This is a genomic window from Haemophilus haemolyticus, assembly GCF_003352385.1.
In the GTDB taxonomy this organism is placed as follows: domain Bacteria; phylum Pseudomonadota; class Gammaproteobacteria; order Enterobacterales; family Pasteurellaceae; genus Haemophilus; species Haemophilus haemolyticus_I.
In genome coordinates, this window is the sequence record NZ_CP031243.1 from 1,029,756 (window position 1) to 1,046,103 (window position 16,348).

General features: G+C 38.1%; 16 protein-coding genes and 2 tRNA genes. 14 read left to right on the forward strand and 4 right to left on the reverse strand.

Annotation, left to right across the window (positions count from 1 at the left end; translation table 11 throughout):
• Positions 1-107 precede the first annotated feature (107 nt).
• From DV428_RS05115 to wecA, 3 genes are all read left to right on the forward strand, one after another.
• Entirely contained in the window at positions 108-293 is a 186-nt protein-coding gene (locus tag DV428_RS05115; RefSeq protein WP_114908909.1) for an ESPR domain-containing protein, read from the forward strand.
• 134 nt (positions 294-427) lie between these two features.
• The gene (locus DV428_RS05120; protein ID WP_114908910.1) at positions 428-2,791 is read left to right on the forward strand and encodes a YadA-like family protein; all 2,364 of its coding nucleotides are present in this window, start codon (positions 428-430) and stop codon (positions 2,789-2,791) included.
• A 152-nt stretch (positions 2,792-2,943) separates the two neighbouring features.
• Positions 2,944-4,011 (forward strand): UDP-N-acetylglucosamine--undecaprenyl-phosphate N-acetylglucosaminephosphotransferase, encoded by a 1,068-nt coding sequence (gene wecA / locus DV428_RS05125; protein ID WP_114908911.1) that lies wholly within the window; start codon positions 2,944-2,946, stop codon positions 4,009-4,011.
• Between the two features lie 127 nt (positions 4,012-4,138).
• Here the strand turns inward: wecA and DV428_RS05130 are convergent.
• The 3 genes from DV428_RS05130 to orn form a co-directional block, all read right to left on the reverse strand.
• Positions 4,139-4,214 (reverse strand) — tRNA-Gly (locus DV428_RS05130).
• A 24-nt stretch (positions 4,215-4,238) separates the two neighbouring features.
• Positions 4,239-4,314, reverse strand: a tRNA-Gly gene (locus DV428_RS05135).
• 93 nt (positions 4,315-4,407) lie between these two features.
• Positions 4,408-4,956, reverse strand: a complete 549-nt coding sequence (orn, locus tag DV428_RS05140; RefSeq protein ID WP_114908912.1) for an oligoribonuclease — start codon at positions 4,954-4,956, stop codon at positions 4,408-4,410.
• A gap of 69 nt (positions 4,957-5,025) precedes the next feature.
• On the opposite strand from orn, the gene rsgA reads away from it, so the two are divergent.
• The 7 genes from rsgA (at position 5,026) to DV428_RS05175 (ending at position 11,683) form a co-directional block, all read left to right on the forward strand.
• Entirely contained in the window at positions 5,026-6,066 is a 1,041-nt protein-coding gene (gene rsgA / locus DV428_RS05145) for a small ribosomal subunit biogenesis GTPase RsgA (protein ID WP_114909579.1), read from the forward strand.
• A 163-nt stretch (positions 6,067-6,229) separates the two neighbouring features.
• A complete protein-coding gene (gene ptsH, locus DV428_RS05150) occupies positions 6,230-6,487 on the forward strand; it encodes a phosphocarrier protein Hpr (RefSeq protein WP_114908913.1) in 258 nt (85 codons plus the stop codon).
• Between the two features lie 78 nt (positions 6,488-6,565).
• The gene (gene ptsI / locus DV428_RS05155) at positions 6,566-8,293 is read left to right on the forward strand and encodes a phosphoenolpyruvate-protein phosphotransferase PtsI (RefSeq protein ID WP_114908914.1); all 1,728 of its coding nucleotides are present in this window, start codon (positions 6,566-6,568) and stop codon (positions 8,291-8,293) included.
• A gap of 60 nt (positions 8,294-8,353) precedes the next feature.
• A complete protein-coding gene (gene crr, locus DV428_RS05160) occupies positions 8,354-8,854 on the forward strand; it encodes a PTS glucose transporter subunit IIA (protein WP_114908915.1) in 501 nt (166 codons plus the stop codon).
• Between the two features lie 93 nt (positions 8,855-8,947).
• Positions 8,948-10,147: a mannose-6-phosphate isomerase, class I gene (gene manA / locus DV428_RS05165; protein WP_114908916.1), complete on the forward strand. Its 1,200-nt coding sequence runs from the start codon at positions 8,948-8,950 to the stop codon at positions 10,145-10,147.
• Between the two features lie 79 nt (positions 10,148-10,226).
• Positions 10,227-11,144 (forward strand): SPFH domain-containing protein, encoded by a 918-nt coding sequence (locus DV428_RS05170; protein WP_114908917.1) that lies wholly within the window; start codon positions 10,227-10,229, stop codon positions 11,142-11,144.
• Between the two features lie 83 nt (positions 11,145-11,227).
• A complete protein-coding gene (locus DV428_RS05175) occupies positions 11,228-11,683 on the forward strand; it encodes an NfeD family protein (RefSeq protein WP_005632591.1) in 456 nt (151 codons plus the stop codon).
• Between the two features lie 89 nt (positions 11,684-11,772).
• On the opposite strand, the gene DV428_RS05180 is transcribed toward DV428_RS05175, so the two are convergent.
• Positions 11,773-12,540, reverse strand: coding sequence for a TOBE domain-containing protein (locus DV428_RS05180; RefSeq protein WP_005632589.1), 768 nt, complete (start codon positions 12,538-12,540; stop codon positions 11,773-11,775).
• Between the two features lie 137 nt (positions 12,541-12,677).
• On the opposite strand from DV428_RS05180, the gene modA reads away from it, so the two are divergent.
• The 4 genes from modA to DV428_RS05200 all read left to right on the forward strand — a co-directional run bounded on the left by modA (position 12,678) and on the right by DV428_RS05200 (position 16,251).
• Positions 12,678-13,442 (forward strand): molybdate ABC transporter substrate-binding protein, encoded by a 765-nt coding sequence (modA, locus tag DV428_RS05185; protein WP_114908918.1) that lies wholly within the window; start codon positions 12,678-12,680, stop codon positions 13,440-13,442.
• Between the two features lie 135 nt (positions 13,443-13,577).
• Positions 13,578-14,306 carry a molybdate ABC transporter permease subunit gene (modB, locus tag DV428_RS05190; protein ID WP_162790779.1) on the forward strand — a complete coding sequence of 243 codons (729 nt, stop codon included), beginning with the start codon at positions 13,578-13,580 and terminating at the stop codon, positions 14,304-14,306.
• On the forward strand, positions 14,293-15,348 hold the full coding sequence (gene modC, locus DV428_RS05195) for a molybdenum ABC transporter ATP-binding protein ModC (RefSeq protein ID WP_114908919.1): 1,056 nt from the start codon (positions 14,293-14,295) through the stop codon (positions 15,346-15,348). Before modB ends, modC begins: the two co-directional genes overlap by 14 nt.
• Positions 15,349-15,603: 255 nt before the next feature.
• Positions 15,604-16,251, forward strand: coding sequence for a fimbrial protein (locus tag DV428_RS05200; RefSeq protein ID WP_239993694.1), 648 nt, complete (start codon positions 15,604-15,606; stop codon positions 16,249-16,251).
• The last annotated feature ends 97 nt before the right edge of the window (positions 16,252-16,348 follow it).

Here is a 16,348-nt window from a genome sequence, read left to right on the forward strand (position 1 = left end):
TATTTTTTGATGTATGGCATAGTTAGTCTGATTTTGGGTTTATGGGAGGGGAAGTGTTATATCTTACTCTCTTATAAATAAATCTTATCTTAAATATAGAGGTATATATGAATAATATTTATAAAGTCGTGTGGAACGCAGGTTTGCAAATGTTCCAAGTTGTATCTGAATTAGCAAAAGGAAAATCTAAATCAAGACGTTGCAAGCAACAAGTTTCTGATGCATCATCTGCCTGCCTGCCTGCCTGCCTGCCTGCCTGCCTGCCTGCCTGCCTGCCTGCCTGCCTGTCTTAACATTTTCTTCTCTTTTCTTATTTTCAACAAATAGTTTTGCGGCTGATCCTGAAATTGAACAGTTAAAACAAGAAATTACAACTCTAAAACAAGAAATTAGCACCCTTAAAATTAAACAAATTCACGGTGTAAGTGTGAATATAGATTCTTCTGATACAAATTATAATAATAGTGGTGCTACTGGTACTTATTCTGTTGCACTAGGTAAAAGTGCAAATTCTAAGAATACTGGAGGAGTAGCGATAGGCTGGAATGCGGTTTCAAATGCAAATTATTCACTAGCAATTGGTGCATATACTAAAGCATTGGGGGGAAATAGTATTGCATTGGGTGTACTTACTAATGCCTCGGGAAACAATGGTATTGCATTAGGTGCGGGAGCTAAATCACTTGGTAATAGTGCGATTAGTATTGGTACAAATTCTAATTCCTCTTTGTCGGCAACAAACGGTATTAGTATTGGGACTCATGCCCAATCGGCTGAAGAACATACTATTGCACTTGGCACTTTATCGAAAGCATTAGGCGTGCAAACTTTAGCGTTCGGCTTTGAGTCAAGTGCAAATGGTCAAGCCTCAGTTGCGATTGGGAGTAAAAATAAAATAAATAGCAAAAATAGCTTAGTTGCAGGGACTGAATCTGAGATCACTGATTATGCAAATTCTTCTATTGCATTAGGTGTTAGTGCTTATGTGGGTAAATCTAAAAAAGCAAATTCAAATGCATATATTGATGGAAGAGGCACGATTATTGATTCTGATCAAAGTGAAACAGGTACACCGGGATCGACTCGTGCAGTAGCAAAAGATTATGCTCAGATGAATGTTGAGCCAACTAGGAAATATTTTTCTTCAGTTGCAATTGGTAATTCAGCAAAAGCACTTGGATATCAAACATTAGCGATCGGGGGAACAGCTGAAGCTTCAGCTACAAACTCAATGGCGCTTGGTATTGCCGCAGAAGCTAGAGGACATTTTTCTAATGCCTTAGGTAAGCAAGCAATTGCTTATAAAAATAATGCTATCGCGCTAGGTTATTATTCTTCTGCTCGTTCAGAAAGTTCTATTGCGTTGGGTGATAACTCAACAGTTCAAACTGAATCTGGCATCGCATTAGGTTCAAACTCATTTAATGAGCGTGGAATAGGTGCTATTGGCTATGATTTTAGCGAAAAAAATACAAAACATACAAATAGTGAAAATAAGATAGCGAATGGTCAATTGCTGGGAACAATGAAAACAGAATATGATCAATTAACTACAGCGATCACGCCATTAGAAACTGACTTTAATGACACAGAGAAAGCATACTATAAATTGGTTGAACAGCGAGATGTTGAGTTTAATTTGAAAAAACAACAGGAAAAAGTGAACGAATTAACAACTCAACTGACTGCACTTAAAGCACAGTCTAGTCCGAAACAAGACGAGATCACTAAGGTTGAAAATGAAAAAACCGCAGCCGAAGAAGAATTAACAAGGCTTAATGAAAAAAATACCGCTTTATTAGCCGAAACAAATGTTCAGTCTGATAAATTAAGTGATGAAATTGCGGCAAAAGAGACAGAGTTAGAGACTAAAAAACAAGCATTATTAGCTAAAAAAGAGGAACGCAATAAAATCGTTTCTGTATGGCAAGGCACTGCTGGATCGCTTTCTATTGGAAATGATAAAAAAGGCATTACTCGCCAAATTATTGGTGTTGCAGCAGGTACAGAAGACACCGATGCAGTGAACGTAGCTCAATTAAAGACTTTGGCGACATTACCAGTTTCTATTTATAATGGTGGTGGAATGATAAATAATGCATTCAAATTGGGAACTGCTCTTGATGGCTTTGCATTAAATAACTTGAGTTTTAGTTTTGGTGACGGCTTAAAAGTTGAGAAGAAAGATGTAGACGGAAAACAGGTTCTTTTTGTCGGTTTAGATCGTGAAAAAATTCAAAATGATGCAACGTTAAAAGGCGAAAAAGGCGAGCAAGGAGAAAGCGGTCCTAAAGGCGAACAAGGTCCTCAAGGCAATCAAGGAGAAAGAGGTCCTAAAGGCGAGAAAGGCGATCAAGGAAAATCAGCTTATGAAAGTTGGAAAGAACTGCCTGCTAACCATGGAAAATCCGAAGCTGAATTTGCTGAGGTGTTAGGGGGAGGAGCGAGTAAAGCTGAGTTACAACAGCTTCGTACGGAACACGATAGCTTGAAAGCGCAAATCCGCAAAGATCAGCAATCCATTCAACAACTCGATCGCAATATGCAAAAAATGAACAAAGATTTGCGGGCAGGGATTGCGGGGGCAACAGCGATTGCTTTCTTGCAAGGAGGAAATTTTGCTGGGGAGTCTGCGGTTTCTGTGGCAGTAGGCACTTATAAAGGAGAACACGCGTTAGCGGTCGGTTATGGCAGACGTTTAACCAATAACAAAATTGAGGTTAAATTGGGGGTGAGTGTCAATAGTCGAAGTGATGTGAATGCGGGTGGTAGTGTAGGATACCACTGGTAAAATAAAGGATAGGAGTAAAAGTGCGGTCAATTTGGACCGCATTTTTTATAAAAATACGGGTGTTGACGTGAAAAATTGTGGTTCTTGAAAAATATATTTCTAGGTAAATTTGCCTTATGTTATCCTTTACAAAAAATTTTTAGGATCACATTATGTTGAGTATTTTTGTTACTTTTCTTGGCGCGTTTTTAACATTGATTGTGATGCGACCAGTTGCTAATTGGATTGGATTAGTTGATAAACCAAACTATCGTAAACGTCATCAAGGCGCAATTCCGTTAATTGGTGGCGTGTCGCTTTTTGTTGGAAATCTTTGCTATTACCTGATGGAATGGGAGCAACTTCGATTACCGTATCTCTATTTGTTCAGTATTTTTGTTTTATTGGCGATAGGGATTTTAGATGATCGCTTTGATATCAGTCCTTTCTTAAGAGCGGGGATTCAAGCAATTCTGGCGATTTTAATGATTGATCTTGGGAATGTTTATCTTGATCATCTTGGTCAAATTTTAGGGCCTTTCCAGTTAACGCTTGGTTCAATTGGTTTGATTATTACCGTCTTTGCCACTATCGCGATTATTAATGCCTTTAATATGATTGATGGTATTGATGGATTGCTCGGTGGGCTTTCTTGCGTTTCTTTTGCCGCGATTGGTTTTTTGATGTATCGAGATGGGCAAATGGATATGGCACATTGGAGTTTTGCTTTAATCGTGTCGATTTTACCTTATTTGATGCTAAACCTAGGGATTCCATTTGGATCGAAATATAAGGTGTTTATGGGGGATGCGGGGAGTACATTAATTGGTTTTACCATTATTTGGATTTTGTTATTGAGTACGCAAGGAAAAGGGCATCCTATGAATCCAGTAACCGCACTTTGGATTATTGCGATTCCTTTGATTGATATGGTTGCGATTATTTATCGCCGTGTACGTAAAGGTAAAAGCCCATTCCGTCCAGATCGTTTACACGTTCATCATTTAATGGTGAGAGCGGGTTTAACATCAAGACAAGCCTTTTTATTGATTACGTTTGTTTCGGCAGTGTGTGCAACTATCGGTATTTTAGGGGAAGTTTATTATGTGAATGAGTGGGCGATGTTTGTCGGCTTTTTCATTTTATTTTTCCTTTATGTGTATTCAATTACGCGTGCATGGCGAATTACCCGTTGGGTAAGAAGAATGAAACGTCGCGCAAAACGATTGAAGAAAGCATAAAAATAAAGGCTTGTGTTATTAAATTACAAGCCTTTATTTTTTGAGAAAATTCACTGCACTTTAGAGTTTGGTCGATATGTTTTGTAGATAGAAAAAATCCCCAGCCTTTTGGCTAGGGATTGAAATTTGGAGCGGGAAACGAGGCTCGAACTCGCGACCCCGACCTTGGCAAGGTCGTGCTCTACCAACTGAGCTATTCCCGCAATAATACTTTTATAATGTGAAATTGGAGCGGGAAACGAGGCTCGAACTCGCGACCCCAACCTTGGCAAGGTTGTGCTCTACCAACTGAGCTATTCCCGCAGTTCACATCAGTGAATGAGGTCGCATTATACAAATATTTTTAGGGCTTGCAAGGGCAATTTCATAAAAAGAAATTTTTTGTTGAAGTTTTCGTCAATCTAATTTCATGAAATGTTCGCGATAATAAGCTAGCTCTTTAATCGATTCTCGAATGTCATCTAGCGCCAAATGCGTATTCTCTTTTTTAAAGCCTTCTAAAATTTCAGGTTTCCAACGTGCAGCAAGTTCTTTTAATGTGCTCACGTCTAAATGGCGATAATGAAAATAATCGGCTAAATCAGGCATATATTTCACTAAAAAGCGTTTATCTTGGGCAATACTATTACCGCAAATTGGCGACGAACCTTTTGGCACCCATTTTTTTAAAAAGTCTAAGGTTTGTAATTCTGCTGCACGTTCGGTAAGTTTGCTGGCTTTTACGCGTTCAATTAAGCCGTTTTCACTATGTGTTTTTTGGCACCAATCATTCATTTTATTGAGTAATTCATCAGACTGATGAACGGCTAATACAGGGCCCTCTGCCAAAATATTCAAATTTTTATCTGTCACAATAGTCGCAATTTCAATAATACGTTCTTTTTCCGGATCTAAACCGGTCATTTCTAAATCAATCCAAATAAGATTTTGTTTATCGAATGGCATAATATCAGGTATCCTATGCAAAATTTTTTTCATTTTACCAAAAACAAGGGAAAAAACGACCGCACTTTTATGGCTAAACGTAAATTAACTCAAAACCAAACCAGAAGAATTCAATCGAATAATGCGAAAACATTACATCGCCATAAGAAAAAAGAGATTGAATGGTCAGATGAAATGCTTGGAGAATCACAAGAAGGTGTTGTGGTCACGCGTTATTCGATTCATGCTGATGTCGAAAATGAACAAGGCGAAATTTATCGTTGTAATTTGCGCCGTACTTTGTCGAGTTTGGTGGTGGGAGATAAAGTCGTTTGGCGTAAAGGCAATGAACAATTACAAGGTGTGAGCGGTGTGATTGAGGCGATCCATCCCCGAGAAAATGAAATTTCCCGTCCTGATTATTATGATGGTTTGAAACCCATTGCGGCGAATATTGATCGTATTATTATTGTATCAGCGGTGTTGCCAACGCTTTCCTTAAATATTATCGATCGTTATCTTGTTGTGTGTGAAATCGCGGGAATTACGCCTCTCATTGTTTTGAATAAAGTGGATTTATTGACGCAGGAACAGCGTCAAGAAATTGAAGAACAACTTAAAATTTACCAAGATATTGGCTATGAGATTTTAATGATTTCAGCAAAGAGCGGTGAAAATATGGAAAAATTAACCGCACTTTTGGCACAAGGCACGGCGATTTTTGTTGGGCAATCTGGTGTCGGTAAATCAAGTTTAATTAATCATATTTTGCCTACCGTAAACGCTCAAGTAGGGGACGTGAGTGAAACATCAGGGCTAGGGCAACATACCACGACATCATCGCGTCTTTATCATTTGCCACAAGGCGGTAATTTAATTGATTCGCCAGGAATTAGAGAATTTGGGCTTTGGCATTTAGATGCGGAGCAAATCACAAAAGGGTATCGAGAATTTCAATATGTTTTGGGAACCTGTAAATTCCGTGATTGTAAACATTTGAGCGATCCAGGGTGTGCGTTGCGTGAAGCAGTGGAGCAAGGGAAAATTTCGCCTGTTCGTTATGATAATTATCACCGATTAATTGAAAGTTTAAGTGAAACAAAATCACAACGTCATTTTTCAGCAGTTTAACGATTGCGCAAGCTGGATGATAAATAAGCAAATCCTGCTTTTTTTTATGATCTAATTCAATTTTTTTAGTGTTTATTCTTGATTATTTGTTTTTGAACAAGGATACTAAGGCGAATTTTATCTTTGTATTTTTTTAACTATTATTTAGTAGAGAGGTAGCATTATGTACTCAAAAGATGTTGAAATCACCGCGCCAAACGGTTTACACACTCGTCCTGCAGCACAATTTGTGAAAGAAGCTAAAGCATTTTCTTCTGATATCACAGTGATATCTGCTGGTAAGAGCGCAAGTGCAAAAAGTTTGTTTAAGCTACAAACGCTAGGTTTAACACAGGGTACGGTGATAACCATTTCTGCTGAAGGCGAAGATGAGCAGCAGGCAGTTGAGCATTTAGTCGCTTTGATTCCAACTTTAGAATAATTCTTACTTAGCCATAAAATTGTGAAATTTTATGGCTATTGTTTATCTATTCCTTTTTAATTATTTCGGAAGGTATCTATGATTTCTGGTATTCTCGCATCCCCAGGTATTGCCTTTGGTAAGGCACTTGTTCTTAAAGAAGAAAAGATTGTTCTTGATACGCAAAAAATTACTGATGATCAAATTGACGCAGAAGTCGCTCGATTTTATGAAGGTCGTGCATTGGCGGTGGAACAACTTAATTCAATCAGAGAGCGTGCATTAATTTCTTTAGGCGAAGAAAAAGCTGCAATCTTTGAAGGTCACTTGATGATTCTTGAGGATGAAGAATTGGAAGAAGAAATTCTTGATTATCTTCATTCAAATAAAGTCAATGCCGCAGTTGCAGCGAGCAAAATTATTGATCAACAAGTCACAATGTTGTCGGAGATCGATGATGAATATTTGAAAGAGCGTGCTGGCGATATTCGTGATATTGGTAACCGTTTAATTAAAAATATTTTGGGCATGTACATAGTAGATCTTGGCGATATTCAAGAAGAATCAATTCTTGTTGCTTATGATCTGACTCCGTCAGAAACCGCCCAACTTAATCTTGAAAAAGTATTAGGGGTTGTCACTGATATTGGTGGTAGAACGTCTCATACTTCTATCATGGCGCGTTCTTTAGAATTACCCGCGATTGTAGGCACAAATAATGTGACCGAATTAGTTAATACAGGTGATTACTTAATTTTAGATGCCATAAATAATCAAGTTTATATCAATCCAACACAATCTCAGATTGATGAATTAAAAACACTTGAAGCTAAAATTTCTCAGGGAAAAGCAGAGTTAGCTAAATTAAAAGATCTTCCCGCAATCACATTAGATGGACACAAGGTTGATGTTGTCGCGAATATCGGGACAATCCGTGATTGTGAAGGGGCAGATCGTAATGGTGCAGAAGGTATTGGTTTATACCGAACTGAATTCTTATTTATGGATCGTGAACAACTTCCGACGGAAGAAGAACAATTCATCGCCTACAAAGAAGTCGTAGAAGCAATGAACGGGCGTTTAACCGTGCTTCGTACTATGGATATTGGTGGTGATAAAGAGCTTCCATATTTAGATTTACCAAAAGAAATGAATCCATTCTTGGGATGGCGTGCGATTCGCATTGCGTTAGATCGTCGTGAAATTCTAAATGCACAATTACGCGCAGTGTTGCGTGCTTCGGTATTTGGTAAATTGGCGGTGATGTTCCCGATGATTATTTCTGTAGAAGAAATTCGAGAATTAAAAGCGGTTATTGAAACATTAAAAGCGGAATTGCGTGCAGAAGGCAAAGCTTTTGATGAGCATATCCAAGTGGGTGTCATGGTTGAAACGCCATCCGCAGCTGTAAATGCAAAATTCTTAGCAAAAGAAGTGGATTTCTTCAGTATCGGTACGAACGATTTAACCCAATATACTTTGGCTGTGGATCGTGGCAATGAGTTAATTTCGCATCTTTACAATCCAATGCAGCCATCTGTGCTTGGTTTAATTAAACAAGTGATTGATGCTTCTCACGCAGAGGGCAAATGGACGGGAATGTGCGGTGAATTAGCCGGTGATGAACGTGCAACTTTATTGTTACTTGGTATGGGATTAGATGAATTTAGTATGAGTGCTATTTCTGTACCTCGAATTAAAAAATTAATCCGTAATGTGAATTTCCAAGATGCAAAAGCCCTTGCTAATGCCGCATTACAAAAACCGACCGCTTCGGAAATTGAGCAGTTAATCGAAGAATTTTTGGCGGAAAATGCATTAAATTAAACAAAATTGTTTGATTTTACGTTAAAATAACAGCCATCTATGAATTGATAGGAGATTAAAATGGGCTTATTTGACAAGTTATTCGGTTCAAAAGAAAACAAATCTGTGGAAGTTGAAATTTATGCACCTATCTCTGGTGATATTGTAAATATTGAAGATGTTCCCGATGTAGTTTTCTCTGAAAAAATCGTGGGTGATGGTGTTGCTATTCGTCCTACTGGTAACAAAATCGTTGCGCCAGTGGATGGTGTGATTGGTAAAATTTTTGAAACCAACCATGCTTTCTCAATGGAATCAAAAGAAGGTGTAGAATTATTTGTACACTTTGGTATTGATACCGTTGAGCTGAAAGGTGAAGGCTTTACTCGTATTGCGCAAGAAGGTCAATCTGTTAAACGCGGTGACACCGTAATTGAATTTGATCTTCCTTTATTAGAATCAAAAGCAAAATCTGTATTAACACCCATTGTTATTTCCAATATGGATGAAATTTCTTGCATCGTGAAAAAATCAGGTGAAGTCGTCGCTGGAGAGTCAGTGGTATTAAGCTTAACTAAATAATTTCTTTACGATAAAAAAGTCCGCCTTTGTGCGGATTTTTTATTTATGTAAATAAAACTGTGGTGTAGATAGGATTCAACGGAAAAATTAAAAATGATCTATAAACTCACTGGCTCACTCCAAAATTACGTATGGGGAGGGCATCAATATATTCCTCAATTACTGAATATTCCTGCGGAAGAAAATCAATATTATGCTGAATGGTGGTTAGGCGCACATCATTCTGCGCCTTCAAGCATTGAAGTTGATGGTAAAAATGTATTACTTACTGAATTTTTACAGAAAAATCCTACCGCACTTGGTGCACAAAGCCGAGTAAGTTTTGGTGATGAATTACCCTATTTATTAAAAATTCTTGATGTTGCCCAACCTCTTTCTATTCAACTTCATCCAACAAAAACGCAAGCTGAAATAGGATTTGCGGAAGAAAATGCGAAAGGCATTGAGTTAAAAGCATCAACACGTACTTATAAAGATAACAATCATAAACCTGAAATGATGATTGCTTTATCTGATTTCTGGTTGTTGCATGGTTTTAAAAATAAATCGGATATTATCGAAACTTTAGAGGCGCGATCATCTTTAGTCCCGCTTGCAAAAAAATTGCATGAACAAGATTTACATGCTTTCTATGCCGATATTATGCAAGTAGAACAGGCCCAATTACACCAATGGCTTTCGCCAATTCTGTTGGAGAATCAAGTTGCTTATGAGGCTAATAATCTGGATTTAACTAATCCAGATTATTGGGTGCTTTACACCATTGATGCAATGAATATTTCTTTAGATAAATTAGATGCAGGTTTAATTTGTTTCTATTTGTTTAATATTGTTCATCTCAAAAAAGGTGAAGGAATTTACCAAGATGCAGGCATTCCGCATGCTTATTTGCGTGGGCAAAATATTGAATTGATGGCTTGTTCGGATAATGTGATTCGAGGTGGTTTAACGCCTAAATATGTTGATATTCCAGAATTACTTAAAATTGTTGATTGTCGTGAAGTGGAGCCTAAAATTATCCCGTTGGCACCTCAAGATGCACGCATATTTACTTACGCCACGCCAGCAAAAGATTTCGCTTTGCAAAATATTCAATATGAATGTGGCGAAACTCATCATTTAAAAGCACAAAGTGCGAGTATTTTATTGGTGATGAATGGCCAGTTAAATTTACGCTCAGAAACGACCGCACTTTCTTTGAAACAAGGTAAGGCAGCTTTCATTACCGCGAATGCTTCTTATGAGGTGGAAGGTTTAATTGAAGGCTATGCAGTGGTGGCAAAATTGCCTTAATTTTATACAAAATAGGCTATAAAAGTACGAGTGGATTTGATAGACTTTTTATTCAATCTATCTAATAAAGGAGAAAAATATGCTTGATGGATTCGCTATTTCCACATTAATTTTTGTGATATTAGTCGCATTAATTTTGTTTTCTACAGTAAAAACCGTACCACAAGGCTATAACTGGACAATCGAACGTTTTGGTCGTTACACAAGAACGTTAATTCCAGGGTTAAATTTAGTGGTGCCTTTTGTTGATCGTATTGGTCGTAAAATTAATATGATGGAACAAGTTTTAGACATTCCTTCCCAAGAAGTGATTTCTAAAGATAACGCCAATGTTTCTATTGATGCGGTTTGTTTTGTGCAAGTGATTGATGCCCGAAGTGCGGCTTATGAAGTAAACCATTTGGAACAAGCTATCATTAATTTAACCATGACAAATATTCGAACCGTGCTTGGCTCGATGGAGCTTGATGAAATGCTTTCCCAACGTGATTCTATTAATAGTCGATTATTGGCTATTGTGGATGAAGCGACAAATCCATGGGGGATTAAAGTAACGCGTATTGAAATTCGTGATGTTCGTCCGCCTCGTGAACTGATTGATTCAATGAATGCTCAAATGAAAGCGGAACGAAATAAACGTGCTGAAGTATTAGAGGCTGAAGGGATTCGCCAAGCTCAGATTCTCCGTGCTGAAGGTGAAAAACAAGCTAGAATTCTAAAAGCGGAAGGGGAGCGACAAGAAGCCTTTTTACAAGCTGAGGCCCGAGAACGAGCTGCAGAAGCTGAAGCAAAAGCAACGCAGATGGTATCAGAAGCAATTACCAGCGGTGATACCAAAGCGATTAACTACTTTATCGCTCAAAAATACACGGAAGCATTGAAAGAAATCGGTAGTTCAGGAAACAGTAAAGTCGTGCTTATGCCATTAGAAGCAGGCAATTTAATTGGTTCTGTTGCAGGTATTGCGGAGTTATTAAAGGGCGATAAAAAATCTTAATTTAGATAAAGTGCGGTGATTTTTTTAATCGTTTATCACCGCACTTTTGTAATAAAAAGCCCTTACAACAAATAGGAGAGTCTATGGCGGATTGGTTAATAAATTGGACGCTTTGGCATTGGCTGATTTTAGGCTTTATTTTGCTTATTGGTGAAGTGCTTACACCAGGGATATTTTTGCTATGGTGGGGATTAGCGGCTTTAGTGACGGCATTTGTACAATTTCTTTTTCCAAGCCTTTCTCTTGCCTCACTTGCTATTTTTTACGCGCTATTAGCTTGCATACTTTCTGTGATTTGGTGGAAATATCAACATGGTAAAGATCGCCATGATCAATCTCATTCAACATTAAATCAACGTGATCATGCCTTACTTGGTAAACAAGGCATTGTTCAAGATCTTGGCGCAAATGGAATTGGTCGAGGTGCTTTTGGTGATACAACTTGGCGTATTCAAGGAGATAATCTCACGGTTGGCGCATTGATTGAAGTTGAACGTGTGGATGGCATTACGCTGATTGTAAAAAATCTTTCTAATTAGTTTTGGGTTTTATTCAATAAGAAAAAACAGGCATTAAGCCTGTTTTTTTATAGGATAAATCTTCCTTCAGAATTTACCGCACTTTGGGATTAGCCCAGCGTCGCTAAAATAATTTGCTCTTGATCAATATGAATCCAAACTTGTTGTCCGATTTGCCATTGATGCGGCTGGTGGACTGTGGCACAAAATTCAATGTCGCTTTCAGCAAATTGAAGGATGGCTTCTTCTTCATTGAGTGATTTGATATTTACAGGGAACTGATTAGATTGATTCTCCAGTGGTTTTTCACTAATTTTCACCCAAGGTGCTTTGAACATCAGCATCACTTCTTTTTCTGTAATCAGTTTCAAATGAGCCGAGCTTTTTGTGGTAATAGAAACTTGCAACGGCGTTGGTAATCCTTGCACATTCACATCCACAACACAACGGGCGTCAATAATTCTCTGTTGTGCCACTCGTCCAAAAAATTGATTGCGTGCGCTACTTTGTAAAGAAAAACGTGCAGTTGCCGTGAGTAAACTATCTAACGGTACGGATTCATCTTGTAGAATATGAAAAGCGTGTTCTTGCGTACGTTCTAATAAATCATAAAGTTGTAGCAAGCGCTCGGCATAAGTGGTAAGCGCCGTGCCTCCGCCATTTTTTCCACCTGTATTTCGTTCAAGCAATGGGCGAGGGCTGATTTTATTCATCGCTTCTAAATGATCCCACGCACTTTTATAGCTCACTTTTGCATTTTTCGCTGCTTGATTAATCGAACCGCATTGTTGAATTTCTTTTAGTAAACGCACGCGTTTTGGATCGATAAAAAGTGCTTGTTGAAGTTTAATGGTGAGTAAAATTTCGGTGTTTTTCATTTTGCTGTCCCTAAGTAATCCTAAGTGGTAAGCCTAAGCGTTATATATTTTACTAAATAATTTTTCTTTTGCTATATGATTGTTATTTATTTCAATATATAATCAAGTAAATAACGTTTAATCATAGGAGATGATTCATGAAAAAATTAACTAAAATTTCAACCGCACTTTTAATCGCAGGATTAGGCTTTTCTTTTGTGGCATCAGCTAAAGTGACTGTATTTGCAGCGGCTTCAATGACAGATGCTTTACAACAAGTTGCAAAGGATTACGCAAAACAAAATCCGAAAAATGAAGTGGTGTTTTCTTTCGCTTCTTCTTCAACTTTAGCAAAACAAATTGAAGAAGGCGCGCCAGCAGATATTTTTGTCTCTGCAAGCAATAAATGGATGAAATATCTTTCTGAAAAAGATTTAACGGTGAAAGAAACCGAAAAAGTTTTAGTGGGCAATGATTTAGTCTTAATCGCACCAGCAAAAAGTGCGGTAAATTCTGTGGATATTGCAAAAGGCGAATGGATTAATACATTAAAAGATAGCTATTTATCTGTTGGCGATCCTGCGCACGTACCAGCAGGTCAATATGCAGAAGAAGCATTAACCAAATTAAATTTATGGGATAAAGTGCAAGATCGTTTAGCGCGTGCAAAAGATGTGCGTGGCGCATTAGCTTTAGTTGAACGTGCAGAAGCACCTTACGGTATAGTGTACAGCACTGATGCAAAAGTTAGCCAACAAGTTAAAACGGTTGCAGTGTTCCCGTCAGATAGCCATAAACCGGTTGTTTATCCCGTTTCTATTGTAAAAGGTCATGATAATGCGGATTCTCGCGATTTCTTGAAATATTTAGAATCAGATGCTGCGAAGAAAGTGCTTGTAGAGTATGGTTTCTCTGCAAAATAAGATAGAATCTTAATAGTCATGAAGGGCGGATATTTCTGCCCTTTTGTAATTATAGAGCATCTTACCTCTCATTAATGTGGGATATTCTCATAAACAAGGGATTTAAAGAGAGGCTATTCAGATTAAGGATTTATTTTGCTTACCCAAATTTTTTCATTTTTCAATCTGACTCCAATGGAAATCTCAGCGATTAATTTAAGTTTGAGTGTCGCTGTTAGTTCCATGCTTTGGAGTTTGCCGTTAGCCATTTTTGTCGCGTGGCTCTTAGCGCGTAAAAACTTCTATGGAAAATCCCTGATTACTGGCGTGATTCATTTACCTTTAGTGTTGCCACCTGTGGTTATCGGTTATCTATTGCTTGTGGCAATGGGGCGCAATGGTTTCATTGGTAAGTATTTATATCAGTGGTTTGGCTTATCTTTTGGTTTTAGTTGGAAAGGGGCGGTGCTTTCCTCTGCAGTGGTTGCCTTTCCATTGGTTGTTCGTGCGATTCGACTTTCTTTAGAAAATATTGATATTAAATTGGAGCAAGCGGCACAAACATTGGGTGCTTCCGCTTGGTGTGTATTTTTTACAATAACCTTGCCACTTTCTTTACCAGGGGTTTTAGCTGGACTCGTGCTTGGTTTTGCACGATCATTAGGAGAATTTGGCGCGACCATTACCTTTGTATCGAACATTGCAGGCGAAACTCAAACGATTCCACTTGCGATGTATTCTTTTATTCAAACACCGGGTGCAGAAAAACAAACCGCTCGCTTATGTTTATTTGCTATCATTCTTTCATTGATTTCTTTGTTATTGTCTGAATGGTTGAGCAAGCGAATGCAGAAAAAATTAGGACAAGGAAATGTTGCAGATTAATGTGAAAAAACAGCTCGGGCAACTTGCCTTGCAAGCGAATATACAAGTGCCAGATCAAGGTGTGACAGCTATTTTCGGTTTGTCTGGTTCAGGTAAAACATCGCTGATTAATCTAGTCAGTGGCTTGATACAACCAGACGAAGGATTCATCCGTTTAAATGACCGCACTTTAGTGGATATGGAAACCCAAGAATCATTGCCGACCCACCTGCGTAAAATTGGCTATGTATTCCAAGATGCGCGTTTATTTCCTCACTATACCGTGAAAGGCAATTTGCGCTATGGCATGAAAAATGTCTCGCAAGATGATTTTAATTATATTGTCGATCTTCTCGGCATTACTCATTTATTAAAGCGTTATCCGCTCACGCTTTCTGGTGGTGAGAAGCAACGTGTAGCAATTGGTCGAGCATTGTTGGCTGAACCCGACGTTTTACTGATGGACGAACCTCTTTCTGCCCTTGATGTTCCCCGCAAACGCGAGCTAATGCAATATTTGGAACGTCTTTCTAAAGAAATTAATATCCCGATTTTATATGTTACACATAGCTTGGACGAATTGTTGCGTTTAGCTGATCGCGTTGTGCTGATGGAAAACGGCATTGTGAAAGCCTATGACAGCGTAGAAAAAATTTGGAATAGTGCTATTTTTGCCCCTTGGAAAGGAGAAAGCGAACAGAGCAGTGTGCTCGCCTTGCCCGTTCATTTGCATAATCCACCTTATAAAATGACCGCACTTTCCTTAGGTGAACAAGCGCTTTGGATTCATCAAGTACCCGCGAATGTAGGCGAGCGAGTGCGAGTTTGTATTTATAGTTCAGATGTTTCTATCACACTGCAAAAGCCAGAACAAACAAGCATTCGTAATATTTTACGTGGCCAAGTTGCACAAATTGAGATACAAGATTCCAGAGTGGATCTTGCCGTATTAGTGGAAGGGCATAAGATTTGGGCAAGTATCAGTAAATGGGCGCAAAATGAACTGCGTTTTGCTGTTGGGCAAGATGTTTATGTTCAGATTAAAGCGGTGTCGGTGATGTAGTAAACGCTTTACTGAATAAAACACTAATACGACATAATATAAAAAACGCTTGTAGTTATATTACAAGCGTTTTTTTTTGCTTAATATCTAGAAAAATAAAGAAATTTGTCAAATTACCCTGATGTTTATACAGCTTGCATTTTTTTTTTTTTTTTTTTAGAATGGGTAAGTTTTTACTCTAAAAAATCGGGTTTAAACGTGGTCATCCGATCTAGGATGAATTTTATTCTAAAGTTTTTATATAGGATGTTTAAAATGAAAAAAACAATCTTAGCTTTATTAGCATTAGGTGCATTCGGTGTAGCTAATGCTGCTCCCAATCCACTCACTCCACACACTCCAATTGGTACTGCAATTCCATATCAAGCTGCAGATGCCACACCAGAAGGTGTAGGTCCTACTCACGCAAAAATTACTGTATTGGGTGAAGTACTTGATAACACTTGTGAAATTAAAGCAGGTGATAGAAACAAAACTGTTACACTTAAAAAAGTAGGTAAAAACCAATTAAAAAAACTAGGTGATGTTGCTGCAGACCAATTAATTCAAATTGAATTAGAAAACTGCAAAGCTGGTAATCCAGCACAAAACGGTAGTGGCGGTAAAAATATAACTGCTGCATTCCGTTCAACTAACAATGTTGATCACGTTAATAACGGTACATTGAGAAACTTAGCGGGTGCTCCTGATACTCCAGCTCAAAACGTAAACATCCAATTCTCTAACTTAGATGGTTCATCTATTCGCCTTGGTGCAGACGATCCAGCTAACAAATTACTAGGTATCCGTCCTTCAACAGATGGTACTGGTCTTATTCAATTCAACGCTCGTTACTATGCAACTGGTATATCTACTCCTGGTAAAGTAAAAGCAGAAGCTGAATTAGACTTAGCTTACGAGTAAGCTTAACTGATTCAATAAAATTAAGCCCGTCTTTGGCGGGCTTTTTTGGGGTTTTAACTCTTATTTTGAGTATTCTGTTTACTTAGGGAGAATCATC

Coding starts and splice junctions, on each gene's coding strand:
- crr (WP_114908915.1), top strand. CDS start 8,354: ATGGGCTTATTTGACAAGTTATTCGGTTCAAAAGAAAACAAATCTGTG.
- DV428_RS05180 (WP_005632589.1), bottom strand. CDS start 12,540: ATGAAAAACACCGAAATTTTACTCACCATTAAACTTCAACAAGCACTT.
- modC (WP_114908919.1), top strand. CDS start 14,293: ATGTTGCAGATTAATGTGAAAAAACAGCTCGGGCAACTTGCCTTGCAA.
- ptsI (WP_114908914.1), top strand. CDS start 6,566: ATGATTTCTGGTATTCTCGCATCCCCAGGTATTGCCTTTGGTAAGGCA.
- ptsH (WP_114908913.1), top strand. CDS start 6,230: ATGTACTCAAAAGATGTTGAAATCACCGCGCCAAACGGTTTACACACT.
- DV428_RS05200 (WP_239993694.1), top strand. CDS start 15,604: ATGAAAAAAACAATCTTAGCTTTATTAGCATTAGGTGCATTCGGTGTA.
- DV428_RS05170 (WP_114908917.1), top strand. CDS start 10,227: ATGCTTGATGGATTCGCTATTTCCACATTAATTTTTGTGATATTAGTC.
- wecA (WP_114908911.1), top strand. CDS start 2,944: ATGTTGAGTATTTTTGTTACTTTTCTTGGCGCGTTTTTAACATTGATT.
- DV428_RS05175 (WP_005632591.1), top strand. CDS start 11,228: ATGGCGGATTGGTTAATAAATTGGACGCTTTGGCATTGGCTGATTTTA.
- rsgA (WP_114909579.1), top strand. CDS start 5,026: ATGGCTAAACGTAAATTAACTCAAAACCAAACCAGAAGAATTCAATCG.
- modA (WP_114908918.1), top strand. CDS start 12,678: ATGAAAAAATTAACTAAAATTTCAACCGCACTTTTAATCGCAGGATTA.
- DV428_RS05115 (WP_114908909.1), top strand. CDS start 108: ATGAATAATATTTATAAAGTCGTGTGGAACGCAGGTTTGCAAATGTTC.
- manA (WP_114908916.1), top strand. CDS start 8,948: ATGATCTATAAACTCACTGGCTCACTCCAAAATTACGTATGGGGAGGG.
- orn (WP_114908912.1), bottom strand. CDS start 4,956: ATGCCATTCGATAAACAAAATCTTATTTGGATTGATTTAGAAATGACC.